This is a genomic window from Paenibacillus sp. FSL L8-0158 (assembly GCF_038592965.1).
Taxonomy (GTDB): Bacteria; Bacillota; Bacilli; order Paenibacillales; family Paenibacillaceae; genus Paenibacillus; species Paenibacillus polymyxa_D.
The window spans coordinates 4,884,591-4,901,336 of the sequence record NZ_CP151949.1 but is presented as its reverse complement, the minus strand read 5'-3'; the positions used below and the strand labels follow the sequence as shown (position 1 = coordinate 4,901,336).

Sequence of the window (16,746 nt, the reverse complement as noted above, 5' to 3'; positions counted from 1 at the left end):
TGACCTTAACAAATAATATATGAACAGTTGCTCATATATAGTTAATTGGAGGCCAATGATTATGGATGCTCTAAAAAGAACGGAACGGCATGAATGGATTTTGGAAGGTTTGGATTGCGCCAACTGTGCTCTTAAGATTGAAAATGGAGTCAGTAAAATAGAAGGGGTCATGGATTGCTCGGTCAATTTTGTTACGAAAACGTTGACGATGACCACAAGTTCGGATCAAAAAGAAGAGGTTTTTCGCCAGACGGAACGGAAGGTTCATAGACTTGAGCCACATGTTCGGATGGTGGTAAAAAGTGCCCATGGCCGCCTACATGAAGACAGTCGAAGCCATGCTGGTGCAGTACAATCAGATAGCGCAGAGGATTGTGCATGCGGTCATGAGCATAATGATGAAGGTGAAGGACATACACACGAGCATCACAACCACCATGCAGAGCACAAACATGGTGAAGCCACCCATGCTCATTCACATTCACATTCGCATGGGGATGATAGCCACGCTGGGCATACGCATGATCACGGTACAGGCGGTATGCGCCGCATGATTGCACGTTTGGCTATTGGTGCGGTCGTTGCGGCTGTTGCCTGGTGGTTACCTGTCGAAGGTGTAGGCAAGCTGGCCCTATTTTTACTGGCATATATCATCGTTGGCGGTGATGTTGTCTTGCAGGCTGCACGCAGTCTGGTGCGTGGAATGGCCTTTGACGAGTACTTCCTGATGACGCTGGCTACTGTTGGTGCATTTGCGATTGGGGAATACCCGGAAGGCGTAGCTGTCATGTTCTTTTATCAAATCGGAGAGCTGTTTCAAGGCATCGCAGTTAACCGTTCACGTAAGTCCATCAGTGATCTGATGGATATTAGACCGGACTATGCCAACCTGAAGACGGCTGAGTCCGTACGGAGAGTGTCCCCAGAAGACGTTCGCATTGGGGATTTGATTGTGATTAAGCCGGGCGAGAAGATCCCGCTGGACGGTAAAGTTGTAGATGGTAAATCGCATGTGGATACCTCTGCGTTGACTGGTGAATCAGTGCCTCGTACTGTGGAGCCGGGAAGCAGCGTGTTAAGTGGATTTATCAATACGAACGGACTTTTAACGGTAGAGGTTAGCAAAGAGTTTAGTGAATCCGCGGTCTCTAAAATTTTGGAATTAGTGCAAAATGCGAGTGCCAAAAAAGCGCCGACTGAAAAGTTTATCACGAAATTTTCCAGATACTATACTCCAGTAGTGGTTATTGTAGCGCTGTTGTTGGCGGTTGTTCCACCGCTTGTTGTGCCAGGTGCACAATTTGCAGATTGGGTGTACCGTGCGCTTGTTTTCCTCGTTATTTCTTGTCCATGTGCGCTGGTAGTATCTATTCCACTGGGCTTCTTTGGGGGAATCGGGGCAGCCTCCCGTTCAGGCATTCTGATCAAGGGCGGGAATTATCTTGAAGCTCTGAATCATGTGAAATACGCTGTTTTTGATAAAACAGGCACACTCACCAAAGGTGTTTTCCGTGTAACAGGGATTTATCCTACCGGAGATTTTACAAACGAAACCCTGCTCGAAACCGCCGCTTTGGCGGAGCTGCATTCGACACATCCTATTGCTGCATCTTTGCGTGAATCCTACGGTAAAGAACTCAGAGCAGAACGGGTTCAGCAGTATAGTGAAATATCCGGTCACGGGATTCAGGCACAAATAGATGGTCGTCTGGTATCGGCCGGGAACGCCAAGCTGATGGAGCGGGAACATGTTGCTTTTAACGTGGCGCAGCAAGCAGGGACGCTGGATGAAGGAACGGTCGTACATGTGGCTGTAGACGGAACGTATGCCGGGTGCATTCTGATTTCAGATGAGGTTAAGGAAGACGCAGCCCAAACGGTTGCTTCACTGAAAAAGTTGGGTGTGGTGAAAACCATCATGCTGACGGGTGACAATCGGACAGTTGCCGAGGCTGTAGGACGACAGCTGGGTTTAGATGAAGTACGGGCAGAGCTGTTACCTCAGCACAAAGCCGAAGCCATCGAGCAGTTGTCTGCAAGTAAAAAAACGAGCGACAAAATTTTGTTCGTGGGCGATGGAATCAATGATACACCCGTACTGGCGCTGGCAGATGTCGGTGTAGCGATGGGTGGCTTGGGTTCGGACGCTGCGATTGAGGCGGCAGATATCGTAATCATGAACGACGAGCCTTCAAGGCTGGTTACGGCCATCCATATTGCCAAGCGCACACGTCGTATCGTATGGCAAAACATCATATTTGCACTAGGTGTCAAAGCTGTGTTTCTTACGCTGGGAGCATTCGGTATTGCTACGATGTGGGAGGCTGTATTTTCCGATGTAGGTGTAACATTGCTAGCCGTATTGAATGTGATGCGTGTATTGAAGGTTCGCTCTTACGAGTAAAAAAGTGAACACCCCCGGGTTAACATCGGATGTAGGCATCCTGTGAAAACCGGGGGTGTTTATTTTATAGGTTCCTTTTTCGAGTGATCTTGTACCAGCAGTATAGAGATTACTTGTGGGTTGTAGGGTAGCTGTGCCCAGATGTATAAATGTGTGGCGTGCCTAATACGTTAAGGTAAGGGCTTTACAAGTAAGGCCCATGTAAGATTCGGTTGCTCCACTATGAGTAAGCGTTTTCCTTGTTTGGAGGGGTACTCAAATTCGTGTGTGCCAACTTGCTGACGGAAGAAAGGATGGATTAATAGCATGGAGGCTAAACTGATGCATGTATTCGCAGAGCTGTTGGGCGGCAAAAACAGCCGGGATCTCAAAGATCCAGAGTCGGGTATGGAGACTGCTGCACAGAGGTTGGCTATGGAGACGCTAAGGGCAGGCAGCCATGAAGTATCTGCTACGCAGGAGGAAGATCCGTTGGGCTGGCTGGTTGGTTTAGCTGAGCAGGGCGTAATCAGTCGAGCGGAGGCTTTGATGGCTGCGAATCCCGAATTACTGGGGGAAACGATGCTGAATAGCGGTAACGATATTGGGCAAGCAATGGGTACACTCTTAAAATGGAGCGATGAATACAGACGTACCTTCATACGGATTTATGCCGATGCTCCTGCAAGTATGAGTCGTTTAAGTACAGAGACAGCATCAGAAATAGGCAGTTATGACGGTTATAGTCTTCTGCATGGCCCCTTGTCACAGGTCTCTGGCCGCGTGGGGGAATTATGCTATGCCTATCTGGAGGTAGCTGAGTCTGGACAGACGATTCATGCCCCTGACGGGGAGCCAGATCCCATCCTTATTCCCGGTTCTCGTGCATCTGACACGTACAAAACCTTTAACCAGGCATCTGGCCTGCCTGGATTGTGTGAGCATTTGTCCCGCCGAATCATCAGCTTGCTGGAAACGAAATATGAAAGCTTATTCGAGTCTCTGAACGGCTCACCACTCACTATAGCCCTAATTGAGCAGAACAATGCAGTGGGTATTGGCAGCTTGCAAGATATGCAGCTGGAGGCATTAATGCGTGCGGCGTTGCGGAGCGTGCGGCAGGGGGGAGAACCCAAGCTGGAGATTATGGTACGCAATCCGGCTGATGTGGACGAATTCCGGGCAACCCGAGACTGGATTGACGGCGTTGCGGAGCAGACCTTATGCGGACGTTTTCGGTGCATTCCATATCGGGTAGGCGTGCTTTTGACAGTTGACCCGTCTTTGGTGTCTAACATAAGCCCAACATGGAACGGGAAAGCCGCACGGTCGGAGGAGTCAGCCAACCCCAATAACATATCCGAAGTGGGTGCACGACAGATCAAGCAGGTGGCTCAAGCTGCAGATCTGGCACGTTTTGCCGATACGGTCATTTTAGAAGTCATACCAACTCCATCCGATGGCAATAGGGCTGTGGATCAGTTGGTTCCATCCGCTGTCGATTCCGTTGTCGATGGTCATGAGAATACTAGTGATACGATAAAATGCATAATGGAAGCTGTTCGGCGTGTAAAGCCCGAGCTTCCTTTATGGGTAGCAGTAGATGAAATTAACCAGTCTCTGAATGAGATTTTGATCTGGGAGAATGAGCTGACGGGGGTCATTTGCCCGGACACAGCAGTTCCCGCTGCACGCCTTGCGGCTGCGCGTCTGGGACTGCAACAGCCCGCAGATCATCAGCACACTTCAGGAACTGTACACAACCATGCGTGGAAGTTTCCTTTAGCCTGAAGATAACCGGGATGCATGAATAGGATGCTCTAAATATGGAGGATACCTGCGTTGTTTGCGCGGGTATCTTTTTTTATTTAGGTCATTGGTGGTTTACAAGTGGAAAAGAAAAGGTATATAATAAAACAAAAGTTTCTCTAAACCAAAATAATTGTATAGATGCAAAAATGATTATCATTCTCATTTGCTAAACATGCTGCTTCGGGCTTCCCGAAGCAGCATGTGCTATTTTAGGGCACTTAACAATGGATATCATTCTCAATGAGATGCTAGTACAAGGAACAAAATATGGAAAGGAACGTGACATGATGCAAGCTGTTCAACGATTACAAGATACATTGTCTCCCTCTAACCGAACCCTTTCAAAAAACAGTGGCAGCGGACGGCCCGGTCCGAATCGCAAGCCGCAATTTCAGCTTAAAAGCATGCTGAAAAACAAGGAGATGCAAGCTGCTCTAGGTAGTGGATTGCTGATGCTGATGGCATGGGGAGTCTCACATTGGTGGCAATGGCTATCGGTCATTCTGTATGTGGTGTCCTATGCCCTTGGGGGCTGGTCCAAAGCCAGAGAAGGAGTCGAAACACTGATCCGAGAACATGATCTGGATGTTAACCTGCTCATGATTGCTGCCTCCCTAGGAGCTGCGGCCATTGGCTATTGGAATGAAGGAGCCATGCTGATCTTTATTTTTGCACTCAGCGGTGCACTGGAGAGCTATACCACCGAGCGTAGTAGTAAGGATATTTCCGAGCTCATGGCGTTGAAGCCGGAAACGGCATTGCGCTTGTCTCGCGAGGGGACGGAAACGGTCGGTATTGAGCAGCTATTGCCAGGCGACCTGCTGCTGGTGAAGCCGGGCGAACTGATTCCGGCAGACGGCCGAATCTCCAAGGGCGTTTCGGCGGTGAATCAGGCTTCGATTACCGGGGAATCTGTTCCGGTAAATAAGGTGGAAGGTGACGAAGTATATGCCGGCACCATTAATGGAGAAGGCGTGCTATATGTAGAGGTTAGTCAGTCCTCAGAGGATACTTTATTTTCAAAAATCATTCGTATGGTGGAAGAGGCTCAGACCGAAGTTCCTGATTCCCAGCGTTTTATTAAAACGTTCGAATCGGTGTACGCTCGAATTGTTGTTGCTGTCACGCTGATCGTCATTGCCGGTGCACCCATAGCATTAGGCTGGACGTGGGCAGCAGCATTTTATAAGGCTATGGTGTTCCTCGTCGTGGCCTCACCCTGTGCGCTCGTATCATCCATTATGCCAGTAATGCTATCGGCCATTTCCAACCGTGCCCGTCGGGGCATCCTGTTCAAAGGTGGTGCACATGTGGAGAATATGGCATTGACTTCTGTTATTGCTTTTGACAAAACAGGCACGTTAACGATGGGGTCACCTGTCGTCACGGATTGGATTACCGCCGCAGAATACGATGCCGATGAGCTATTGCACATGGTCGCCACAATTGAAAGCTATTCTTTGCATCCGCTGGCGCGAGCGATTGTAGCCAAAGCCGAAGCTGATTTGGGACAGAGAGATCTTCTTCCAACCGAAGAAGTGCAGGCACTCACCGGATGGGGAATGGAAGGCATCATAGACGGAGTGAAGTGGAAAATTGGGCGTACAAATGTACTGGATGAACCTGGTTCTCTGGCAGAGCCAGAGTGGATGGAGAGGCGGGCCCGGCTGGAAGCTGAGGGCAAAACCGTATCCATCATCCTCGCGGATGATCGGATTGCCGGAATGCTGGCACTACGCGACGAGCTGCGTCCGCAGGCCCAAGAGTCCGTGAAACGCCTGCAAGCGCAGGGTATCCGGGTCGTCATGCTGACCGGAGACCGCCCAGATACGGCCGCTGTGATCGCGGAGCAGGCAGGGGTCGACGCCGTATATGCTGGCTTAATGCCGGAGGACAAAGTCAGCCATATTCGCATGCTGCGGGAGCAGTACGGGCATGTCGTCATGGTCGGCGACGGTGTGAACGACGCTCCTGCATTGACAGCAGCAACCGTAGGACTAGGCATGGGGATGCATGGTAGCGGAGCAGCGCTAGAGGTCGCTGACGTGGTACTGATGAACGATGGAATCGAGGAGATCGCTCCGACGATAGCACTGGCGCGCAAGGCGCAGCGGGTGGTTAAACAAAATATGATCTTCGCGGTAAGTGTCATTTTGCTGCTTGTGATCAGCAACTTTGCGCAAGATATAGCCCTGCCATTTGGGGTTATTGGGCATGAAGGCAGCACATTACTAGTTATTTTGAATGGCCTGCGCTTATTGCGGTCATAGGGCTAATAATCACAAGAAGACGAACAGGAAGGAGCATTCATCCTCTTGAAATTCAAGGGGGGAATGCTCCTTCTTTTGTAGTGCAGCCTATTTTGTGTACATGGCAAGTTCATCTTATACCTCTAGTTCGCCAACATGTACGTCTATCTTCGGCGTGGCGTAGACCGTCGTAAGAACAAGGAAAACAATAGCCCTGCCAGTGCAATCCCTGTAGCAATGATGAAGGCATCATTAATGCCATGGATCGTCGATTCCGTAACAGCACTTCGGTACACCTGTTGTAGCGCCAACGATGAACCACTTTCCGTTGAAATGCCCGCCGTTTGCGCGAGGGTTTGCCCCAACTGTGCTACCCCTTCGGTTAAAGGAACATTGGCGGTGGTAGCGACATTCGCATAATCCGCTACATGAATCGTGGTTCGGCTGCTCATTACAGTAATGAGCCAAGCGGTACCGATAGACCCAGCAATTTGCCGTACTGTATTGGACATGGCTGTACCATGGCTACCGAGATGGGGAGGCAGCTGGTTTAGCCCTTCCGTCTGGACGGACATCATCAGCAATGACATTCCGAAGCTGCGAATCGTATAGATGATCATAATATGTCCGTAGGTGGTGGCGTCGGTCAGCAGACTGAATTCCCATGTCGTGACTGCCGTAATGATCAGCCCAATGATCGCCAACGGCCTTGCGCCGATACGGTCAAATACTGCCCCTGATATCGGTGACATCACCCCCATCAGCAGTGCACCCGGCAACAGCAGCAGACCGGATTGCAACGGTGTAAAGCCGCGTATATTTTGCAAATAGATTGGCAGCAGCAGCATCCCGCCGAACATCGTCATGTTGACGGTAGCCCCGACTAAGGTTGATACAGTAAAAATATCATATTTAAACACACGGAACTCCAGCATCGGCTGTATCATATTCAGCTCGCGCACGATAAACAATACAATAAACACCACCCCGGCAGCGAGTGTAAGGATTACCGTATTGCTATTCCAGCCTTTGTCTCCAGCCGAACTAAAGCCATACAGCAGGAAGCCAAAGCCAAGGGTGGAGAAGATGGTTCCCAACAAGTCAAAGTTCGGTTTTGTTAGCTTGGATACATTTTTGAGCCAGCGTATGGCAAACAGAATATCAATGATCGCCAGCGGAATAACGAGTAAAAATAGCAGCCGCCAGCTGTAATGCTCCACAATATAGCCGGATAAAGTCGGTCCAATCGCCGGGGCAAACATCATGGCGATTCCCATGGTACCCATGGCAGCGCCCCGTTTTTCCGGAGGAAACACAGTCAGGAACACGTTCATGACCACAGGCATGATGATGCCTGCTCCGCTGGCCTGAATAACGCGTCCAACCAGCATAGGCGCAAAGCCGGTACTGGCAGCACAGACGACAGACCCGGCAGTAAATAACCCCATCGCCGATATGAACAGCGCACGTGTTCCGAAGGACTCAATCAGAAAAGCAGTGATAGGAATCAAAATCCCGTTGGTCAGCATATATCCGGTGGAAAGCCATTGAACGGTTGTGGCAGACACATTGAAATCATTCATCAAGTGTGGAATGGCCACGTTAAGCAGCGTTTGATTCAAAATCGAAATGAAGGCGCCTAGCAGCAGCACGGACAGAATACGTCCGACGGACATTTTTTGATCCATGACAGCCTCCTACTTGTGAACTCTGATAGTCGCACTCATTCCCGGGATAATACCCAGCCCCTTGTAACCTTGAATGGAAATATTGACAGGCACGACCTGCGTCACCTTGGTATAGTTGGCAGTGGTGTTGGAAGTGGGCAGTAGTGAAAAAGTCGATGCGGTCGCCAGGCCGATCTTTTCGAGTTTACCGCTCAGGGACGTATCCGGGTAAGCATCAATATATACATCTACGGTTTGTCCTACTTGAAGATCCTGTACAGCCGTTTCGTCTATATTGGCGGTAATCCATAAATTGTTTAGATCAAAAGCCTTCGCTAAAGGCGTGCCTGCCCCAACAATTGAGTTGTTGACCGCAGATTGCTGCACGATGGTACCATCGGTTGGAATCGTAACGCTAATTCGGCTTCCGCCTCCTTCTACATTACCCAGTGTGCTTCCAGCGGTGTAGGTTTTACCAACTTCAGCATTCCAGCCTGTGAGCTTGCCAGCGCCTGGAGAGGCAACGTTAACCGCTTGTCCACTCACTTGGGCATTATCGGTTTTTATGTAGTTGGCGGATTGATTGTAGTAATAGGCGGCGGCTCCACCTCCTGCCAGAATAATGATAATAACTAGCAAGTTGACTAATATGGCGCGTGAATTCATGTGTAACATGCCTCCCTAGTTCTTGGATTTTCAAAGTATGCGTCAAACGATTCATAATATTCAGATGGATTTTGGGCAAGGTTAAGAGCGCATGCGAAAAGGATGATTTTGCTGACAAAGGATGATGCGCATAATGACGACGACCAGAATCATGATTGTATATGACAGTGAAAATGGGCATACCGAACGTCTCGCACGCTCAATTGCAGAAGGAGCACACCTTGAGCACACGGAAGTGTTGTTAAAGCATGTAAATGAGGCCGATGTGAATGAGCTAGTGAGTGTGGATGCGATCCTATGGGGTTGTCCGGGGCATTTTGGTACGATCAGCAGCGGTCTGAAAAGCTGGATTGATAAGCTGGGGTATCTGTGGGCGCAGGGCAAACTGGTGGACAAAATCGGCGCTGTGTTTTGCACAACCGCTACCGTTCATGGTGGATTGGAATCCACACTTCTGAATTTGATTACTCCAATGCTTCATCAAGGCATGATTATTGTAGGACTGCCCGCCAATATTACGGAAAATGCATTATACGGCTCCTATTACGGCGTAGGGATAACATGTCCGGTGGAGACTGACCCCAATGGACCACCTAATCTTCCAACGGGTGATGATCTTGCACTAGGCCGCTCTTTGGGCAAACGGGTCGCTGAAATAGCGGGACGGTACCGTAGCGCTGAAAGAGAATAGGAGGCTACCGATGACCATTGCTTTTATCGTAGTAGCTGCGGTTGCCTTTATTTTTTTGCTCGTATTTAATACGAAGATGACGCGCAAGTCCTCTTCCAAGACTCGCTCTACCGAAGAGGACTCACGGCAAAGAAGCAAACGTCCTTATCCTGTGCAGGTGGAACCCGAGGCGCGTGAATGGATAGATCCTGCGCAAGAGACGCCTCCTAAGGATATCGATGTCGAAGAACATCATGCGGAGGAACAACACAAGGTGCCTGATATCCAGACGGATAAGAAGGTGGAAAAAGATCGTGAGAATATTAAAGATACTTACGGAGATCAGGATTATCGTGCGGCTTTACGTGGTTTTGCCAAAAAGGACGAAGAAAAGGAAAGACGTTCCCCAATATCCAAGGGAGAGAAGGAGAATCACAAAAGTGAGGACGAGCAGTACCGTGAAGCACTGCGCTCCATGAACCAAAAAAAATGACGTATCTCCATATGAACATGCCAAAAAGGCTGCTTATCTGTCTGGATTACAGGCAGATAAGCAGCCTTTTTGTGTTGCTCGGCTATAGCCATTCGGTTAGCCCAATCATCGTAATTAAGCCGAGAATAAAAGAGAATGTGGCGATCCGCTGGTTACCATCCCCGTGACTCTCGGGAATCAGTTCCTTGTAGACGATAAACATCATGGCTCCGGCGGCAAAAGCAAGGCCGTAAGGTACCAGTCCGTTCACCCAGCTGCTCAAATAAAAGCCGATCAGACTCGTAATGATTTCCACAGCTCCAGTGAGGGTAGCAATGCCCAAGGCCTTGAAACGGCCGATGTTTTGATTCACAAGAAATAGTGCTACGATAAAGCCTTCCGGGGCATTTTGCAGGCCGATAGAGAAGGCGATCAGATTTCCGAGATTGTGAGTCTCACTCGCATAGCTGACCCCAACAGAGAGTCCTTCCGGCAAATTGTGCAATGTAATAGCTGCGATAATGAGAAAAGATTTGGACTCCAGTTGAAAGGTCTTGGAATCCGGGTCCTCCAAATCCGCATGGGGAATGTACATTTCCATCACCAGTAATACGAGGCAGCCGAGCAGAATTCCCGCAGTCAGCACGAACCAATTGGAATGCTGGATCGCTTCGGGAATGAGGTTATACACGGAGGCAGAGGTCATAATTCCTGCGGCATAAGCCAACAGAACATCGCGAAGCCGATGCGTGATATTGCGCATAAACAGTATGGGCACGGCGCCGAGCCCAGTGGACAGGGCAGAAATAAAGCTACCTACAAAAACGTCATTCATAATCGGGATAATCCCTCCATACCTGATTTATCTTTAAGCTTCGCTTCATGAAAACTTCATTTGACTGTTTACAGCTCTTTCCGCATAATGAAATTAGGATTTAGAATCAGTCTAAGTCATAAGAAGCTGTAAAACAAGTGATTCGTTTTTGTAATATCCGGGTGTCCACATTTTGGGATAAGCTTCTGGTGGAATTACTTTTAGAGTATATGCAGCTGCCCAGCGCCCGGTTCCGAAAACTCGTTATATAATACTTATGTTATTTTAGGAGGAACCAAGATATGTACAAGTCCATTATTATAGGTACCGGCCCTGCCGGTTTGACCGCTGCAATTTATCTGGCACGTGCCAATATGAGCCCACTGGTGATCGAAGGACCACAGCCAGGCGGACAATTAACTACGACTACGGAAGTCGAAAATTTCCCGGGTTTTCCTGAAGGAATCATGGGACCCGATTTGATGGATAATATGCGTAAGCAAGCGGAGCGTTTTGGCGCTGAATTCCGCACAGGCTGGGTAAACAAAGTAGACACAACCGCTCGTCCATTTACATTGGATGTAGAAGGTTTGGGTGAACTGGTTACTGATACGCTAATTATTTCCACAGGAGCGACTGCCAAATATCTGGGTATTCCCGGTGAACAGGATAATATCGGACGTGGCGTAAGCACTTGCGCAACATGCGACGGCTTCTTTTTCCGCGGCAAAGAAATTGTTGTCATCGGCGGTGGAGACTCTGCATTAGAAGAAGCCAATTTCCTGACTCGCTTTGCCTCCAAAGTAACGTTGGTACATCGTCGTGAAGAAATGCGTGCCTCCAAAATTATGCAGGATCGTGCTCGTGCGAACAACAAAATTGAATGGGCGCTTAATCGTACTCCTATAGAAGTGATTGCGGACGAGAATGGAGTCACTGGCTTGAAAGTGCTGAATAATGCAACAGGCGAAGAGGAGATCATTACAGTTAGCGGCGTATTCGTGGCGATTGGTCATCATCCGAATACGGGCTTCCTCGAAGGGCAAATTACAACGGATGCGAACGGTTATATCGTCGTAAATCCGGGTACTTCCGAAACAAACGTGCCTGGCGTATTCGCTTGTGGCGACGTACAAGATACACGTTACAGACAAGCGATTACTGCAGCAGGTAGTGGTTGCATGGCCGCTATGGACAGCGAGAAGTACATCGAAAGTCTGGAGCACAGCGCACTGGCCCTGTAATGATTCTCGCAATATTGAATAAATATGATTAACAAAATAAATGATGAGGTGATATTCATGGAAAAAGCAATCGTATACACATCTACAAACTGCCCGCATTGCCGTCAAGTAAAAAGCTATTTGAGTGAAAAAGGCGTGGAGTACGAAGAACGCAACATTGAAACCAATGAAGCTTTTGCTCAAGAGGTTTGGGATATGGGCATTCGTGCTGTTCCATTGACTTTGATCGGGGAAGAACGTATTTCCGGTATGAACAAAACCAAGTTTGAAAAAGTGTTGAACGCTTAATCCAACCTAACAGCAGACGACGGTCCTATGATCGTTATATGGTTAAGAAAAGGCACCCATCGCAGCTAATACTGCAATGGGTGCCTTTTTACTTATAAGGACACACGTACTCGCCCGAGAAAAGGAGCGGTTGCTGCATAGGCGGCGCCTAGCATCGTCGAACGGCTGCCAAGCGTGGAGAAACGAATCTGTAGTTGCCGACGGTGATAGGGCAGGGCACGTTCGTCAATCACTTCACGCATACTTTGCTCCAACCAAGGTCTGGCTTCCGCCAGTGGACCGCCAATGATAAGCATTCCGGGGTTGAGGCTGTTCACAATGTTGGTAATACCCACACCCAAATATCGTCCAATATCATCAAGGACGCTTAATGTACTCGCTTCACCTTGCTGAGCAAACGGCAGTAATTCAGCTGTATTATGTGCAGGCAGTTTCAATGTGGATGATACATAGGCCTTCTCTGAAGCATAGAGCTCCCAGCAGCCGCGACTACCACAGGAGCAGAGCCGTCCGTTCCAATCAATGGTCATATGACCCGTCTCTCCGGCGTACCCCCAAGCTCCTTGATACGGTTTGCCGTCAATGATAATCCCGGCCCCGATTCCAGACCCTGCACTGATGTAGACCAGATCCCGCACCAGCTGTCGGTGATCGCCGTCCATACCATAGTACAACTCGCCCTGCGCGCCAACGTTGGCTTCGTTATCCACTATGACGGGCAGACCTAGCTCAGCCTCAAGCTGCTGCCGCAGCGGAACCTCTTCCCAGCCCAGATTGGGTGCGAACAAAACCGTTCCAGTTTCATCCACCATACCCGGTACCCCCAGCCCAATGCCGACGATACCATGAGGGGAGGGAGGAGTGACCTGCATGAGCTCCTGAACGAGCTTTCGAATCTGTCCCATAATAAAGGCAGGATCATGCTGAGTTAGGGAAAGAGTAAGCTCTGCTTCAATGGTACCTGCCAGATCGGTCAGAGCGCCCTTGATGTACTGTACACTCACCTCGATACCGAGTACAAAGCCCGCACGGCTGTTGAACAGCAGCATTAAAGGCTTACGCCCACCGCTGGATTCTCCTAATCCTGTCTCATACACCAATCCGTCGGTAATGAGCTCTGCCACCAGATTGGAAACGGTGGCCTTGTTTAATCCAGTTTGACTGGATAACTGTGCCCGGGATAGCGGAGCATGAAGGCGAATACGCTCCAGCACGATGGATTTATTCAGCTTTTTGACAAGCGCCTGATCGCCAGTTACATTCATGGTTAATTCACTTCCTGTTGGTGTAATTCCTGATATTATATCATAAAAACAAACTTAGTTTAAGCAATAGACAAAGTCTTTTGGCTGTGCTAGAATCGTTTTTGTAAACGTTTACTATAAAGGAGGAACTTATAATGGCTTATTTCGAACAGGTATCTAAAATTAACTTTGAGGGCAAGCAATCCGACAATCCTTTTGCGTTCAAATTTTATAATCCACAGGAAATTGTAGCGGGAAAAACGATGGAGGAGCATTTGCGTTTTAGCATGGCCTATTGGCATACACTGGTTGCAGGCGGCTCCGATCCTTTTGGTGTGGAAACAGCGGAACGTCCATGGTCCAAGTTTACCGGGCTGGATTTGGCGAAGGCACGTGTGGAAGCTGCCTTTGAACTGCTGGATAAGCTGAATTTACCTTATTTCGCTTTCCACGATGTGGATATTGCACCGGAAGGCGCGTCATTGAAGGAATTTTACAGCAATCTGGATACCATCGTGGATCTGATTGAGGAACATATGAAAGCTACGGGGAAAAAACTGCTGTGGAACACGGCGAACATGTTTAGCCATCCACGTTATTTGCATGGGGCTGCCTCGACTTGCAATGCAGATGTATACGCACACGCAGCTGCTCAGATTAAAAAAGGACTGGAAGTGGGCAAACGTCTGGGCGCAGATAACTATGTTTTCTGGGGAGGCCGTGAAGGCTACGAAACACTGCTGAACACGGATTTGAAGCTGGAGCAGGACAATTTGGGACGTATGTTCCATATGGCCGTAGACTATGCGCGTGAAATTGGCTTTGACGCTCAGTTCCTGATTGAGCCAAAACCGAAGGAGCCAACTAAGCATCAGTATGATTTTGATGCGGCGACGACGATTGCTTTCCTGCAAAAATATGATCTGGATCAACATTTCAAGCTTAATCTGGAAGCTAATCATGCAACTTTGGCGGGTCATACTTTTGATCATGAAGTGCGTGTAGCACGGATTAACGGCATGCTGGGATCACTGGATGCAAATCAGGGAGATTTGCTGCTGGGCTGGGATACGGACGAATTCCCGGTTGATCTGTATGATGCCACACTGACCATGTATGAAGTGCTGCAAAATGAAGGCTTGGGCCGTGGCGGTATCAACTTTGATGCCAAGGTGCGCAGAGCATCATTTGAGCCAGAAGACTTGTTCCTTGCGCACATCGCAGGTATGGATACGTATGCGAAGGGACTGAAGGTAGCCGCCAAACTGATCGAGGATCGTGTGTTTGAGGACTTTATTGAGAAGCGTTACAGCAGTTTTAAAGAAGGTATTGGAGCAGACATCGTATCCGGAAAAGCAACGCTTGCTTCTCTGGCTGAATATGCTCTGGCGAACGAAACACCACGCAAAAACGTATCAGGTCGCCAGGAATATCTGAAAGCAACATTAAATCAATACATTTTGGCTGACTAATACCAGCTTATATATGTGAGGATTTTGCAAAAATCCACAGAGCGACGTGTAATCAGGAATATATAGATCGAAATGATTTTATTCGTCTTATATATTGTACCTTGGAGCGACTGGAATCAAATTTTGCAAAATCCTGATGGGATAAGGGATACACGATAACAGGGAAGGAGGTACTCCAATGCAGGAGAAGCTAAATCAGAAGCAGGAGCGCTATGTCATCGGAGTAGACTTGGGTACCAGCGCGGTCAAAACGGTGCTGGTTAACCGCAAGGGGCAGGTGGCTTATGAAACCTCTCAGTCTTATCCGCTCCATCAGCCGAAGGCAGGGTATAGCGAACAGCACCCTGAGGACTGGGTCAGTGGCACGTTAGCATCACTGAAACAGCTTATGGAGAAGGCCGGAATCGGCGGCACAGATGCCGTAGACGGTATTAGCTTTTCGGGACAGATGCACGGGCTTGTGCTGACTGACAAGGAAGGCCAAGTGCTTCGTCCGGCTATTCTGTGGAATGACACGCGTACGACAGCACAATGCCGTCGTATTGAAGAACAGCTCGGGTCGGAGCTGCTGAACATCGCACGTAATCGCGCGCTGGAAGGCTTCACGCTGCCCAAGCTGCTGTGGGTGCAGGAGCATGAGCCAGACGTGCTGGCCCGTGCGGCACATTTTATGCTACCCAAGGATTATGTGCGCTACTGTCTGACAGGAGAGCTGGCAACGGAGTATTCGGATGCGGCGGGCACGCTGCTGCTGGATATTGCGAACAAGCAGTGGAGCGAAGAGATCGCTGCCGCGTTTGATCTACCGTTGTCGCTGTTTCCGCCGCTGGTGGAATCCTTTGATCAGACGGGTACGCTATTGCCGGAGATTGCGGAGCAGAGCGGGCTTTCGCCTGAAACGAAGGTCTTTGCAGGTGGTGCGGACAACGCATGTGGCGCGATTGGTGCCGGCATTTTGAGTGAAGGCCGCACCCTGTGCAGCATCGGCACCTCAGGGGTTGTACTTTCCTATGAGGAACGCAAGGATATTGTTGTGCAGGGGCGGGCGCATTTTTTTAATCATAGTGAGCAGGATGCTTATTATATTATGGGGGTTACGCTCGCGGCCGGATACAGCTTAACCTGGTTTAAGGATACCTTTGCACCAGAGCATTCTTTTGATGCACTGTTGGCAGATGTGAACTCTATTGAGCCGGGCAGCCAAGGGCTGTTGTTCACGCCTTATATCGTCGGCGAACGTACACCTCATCCGGATGCAACCATTCGAGGCAGCTTTATCGGGATGGATGCGGGTCATAAGCTTGCGCATTTTACACGAGCGGTACTGGAAGGAATAACGTTTTCGCTCAAGGAATCTATTGATATTCTCAGAGGAACGGGCAAAACGGTGAATGAAGTCATTTCTATCGGCGGCGGTGCGCGTAATGAGGCATGGCTGCAAATGCAGGCAGATATTTTTAACGCGGATATCATCAAGCTGGAAAGCGAGCAGGGACCTGCCTTGGGGGCGGCCATGTTGGCTGCTTATGGTAGTGGCTGGTTCGAATCTCTGCAAGCGTGTGCTGAAGCTTTTCTGCGTGAAGCAGCGAGATATTCGCCGAGCTCGGAACGTGTGGCACAGTATGAAGGCCTATATGAGCTGTATCGTGAAGTTTACTTGCACACGCGAGAGCTAAATGAGCATTTGGCAGTATATCGCTGAACACGGTGAGCTTTAAGCGTAAATAAGAAGCGGCTTCGGGTGTAAGAAACCCCCGAAGCCGCT

General features: G+C 49.2%; 13 protein-coding genes. 9 read left to right on the top strand and 4 right to left on the bottom strand.

The genetic code is table 11. The annotated features are described in order from the left end of the window. Positions 1–61: 61 nt before the first annotated feature. The 3 genes from NSQ68_RS21775 to NSQ68_RS21765 all read left to right on the top strand — a co-directional run bounded on the left by NSQ68_RS21775 (position 62) and on the right by NSQ68_RS21765 (position 6,465). Positions 62–2,404 (top strand): heavy metal translocating P-type ATPase, encoded by a 2,343-nt coding sequence (locus NSQ68_RS21775; RefSeq protein ID WP_342427156.1) that lies wholly within the window; start codon positions 62–64, stop codon positions 2,402–2,404. Between the two features lie 306 nt (positions 2,405–2,710). Continuing rightward, positions 2,711–4,174, top strand: a complete 1,464-nt coding sequence (locus NSQ68_RS21770; RefSeq protein WP_342427155.1) for a PEP-utilizing protein — start codon at positions 2,711–2,713, stop codon at positions 4,172–4,174. Positions 4,175–4,482: 308 nt separating this feature from the next. Then, positions 4,483–6,465 carry a heavy metal translocating P-type ATPase gene (locus NSQ68_RS21765; RefSeq protein ID WP_342429150.1) on the top strand — a complete coding sequence of 661 codons (1,983 nt, stop codon included), beginning with the start codon at positions 4,483–4,485 and terminating at the stop codon, positions 6,463–6,465. A gap of 143 nt (positions 6,466–6,608) precedes the next feature. Here the strand turns inward: NSQ68_RS21765 and NSQ68_RS21760 are convergent, their stop codons facing one another. Together NSQ68_RS21760 and NSQ68_RS21755 are read right to left on the bottom strand one after the other, a co-directional pair. Then, a complete protein-coding gene (locus NSQ68_RS21760; RefSeq protein ID WP_307353621.1) occupies positions 6,609–8,132 on the bottom strand; it encodes a DHA2 family efflux MFS transporter permease subunit in 1,524 nt (507 codons plus the stop codon). A 9-nt stretch (positions 8,133–8,141) separates the two neighbouring features. Then, entirely contained in the window at positions 8,142–8,777 is a 636-nt protein-coding gene (locus NSQ68_RS21755) for an HlyD family efflux transporter periplasmic adaptor subunit (protein ID WP_342427154.1), read from the bottom strand. Between the two features lie 133 nt (positions 8,778–8,910). Here NSQ68_RS21755 and NSQ68_RS21750 point away from each other — a divergent pair, with 133 nt between their 5' ends. Further along, positions 8,911–9,468 (top strand): NAD(P)H-dependent oxidoreductase, encoded by a 558-nt coding sequence (locus NSQ68_RS21750; protein ID WP_165149444.1) that lies wholly within the window; start codon positions 8,911–8,913, stop codon positions 9,466–9,468. Between the two features lie 10 nt (positions 9,469–9,478). Beyond that, positions 9,479–9,940: a hypothetical protein gene (locus tag NSQ68_RS21745; RefSeq protein ID WP_342427153.1), complete on the top strand. Its 462-nt coding sequence runs from the start codon at positions 9,479–9,481 to the stop codon at positions 9,938–9,940. Between the two features lie 82 nt (positions 9,941–10,022). Here NSQ68_RS21745 and NSQ68_RS21740 read toward each other — a convergent pair whose 3' ends face one another. Then, the gene (locus tag NSQ68_RS21740; protein WP_013311970.1) at positions 10,023–10,754 is read right to left on the bottom strand and encodes a ZIP family metal transporter; all 732 of its coding nucleotides are present in this window, start codon (positions 10,752–10,754) and stop codon (positions 10,023–10,025) included. 281 nt (positions 10,755–11,035) lie between these two features. On the opposite strand from NSQ68_RS21740, the gene trxB reads away from it, so the two are divergent. Continuing rightward, complete coding sequence (gene trxB, locus NSQ68_RS21735) at positions 11,036–11,977, top strand: thioredoxin-disulfide reductase (RefSeq protein WP_342427152.1); 942 nt, start codon at positions 11,036–11,038, stop codon at positions 11,975–11,977. Between the two features lie 57 nt (positions 11,978–12,034). Continuing rightward, positions 12,035–12,265 carry a glutaredoxin family protein gene (locus NSQ68_RS21730; RefSeq protein WP_007432162.1) on the top strand — a complete coding sequence of 77 codons (231 nt, stop codon included), beginning with the start codon at positions 12,035–12,037 and terminating at the stop codon, positions 12,263–12,265. 92 nt (positions 12,266–12,357) lie between these two features. On the opposite strand, the gene NSQ68_RS21725 is transcribed toward NSQ68_RS21730, so the two are convergent. Beyond that, positions 12,358–13,530, bottom strand: a complete 1,173-nt coding sequence (locus NSQ68_RS21725; protein ID WP_342427151.1) for an ROK family transcriptional regulator — start codon at positions 13,528–13,530, stop codon at positions 12,358–12,360. A gap of 134 nt (positions 13,531–13,664) precedes the next feature. Between NSQ68_RS21725 and xylA the strand changes: the two genes are divergently transcribed. Continuing rightward, positions 13,665–14,981, top strand: a complete 1,317-nt coding sequence (gene xylA / locus NSQ68_RS21720) for a xylose isomerase (RefSeq protein ID WP_013311966.1) — start codon at positions 13,665–13,667, stop codon at positions 14,979–14,981. Positions 14,982–15,159: 178 nt separating this feature from the next. Then, complete coding sequence (gene xylB, locus NSQ68_RS21715) at positions 15,160–16,683, top strand: xylulokinase (protein ID WP_342427150.1); 1,524 nt, start codon at positions 15,160–15,162, stop codon at positions 16,681–16,683. Positions 16,684–16,746 lie beyond the last annotated feature (63 nt).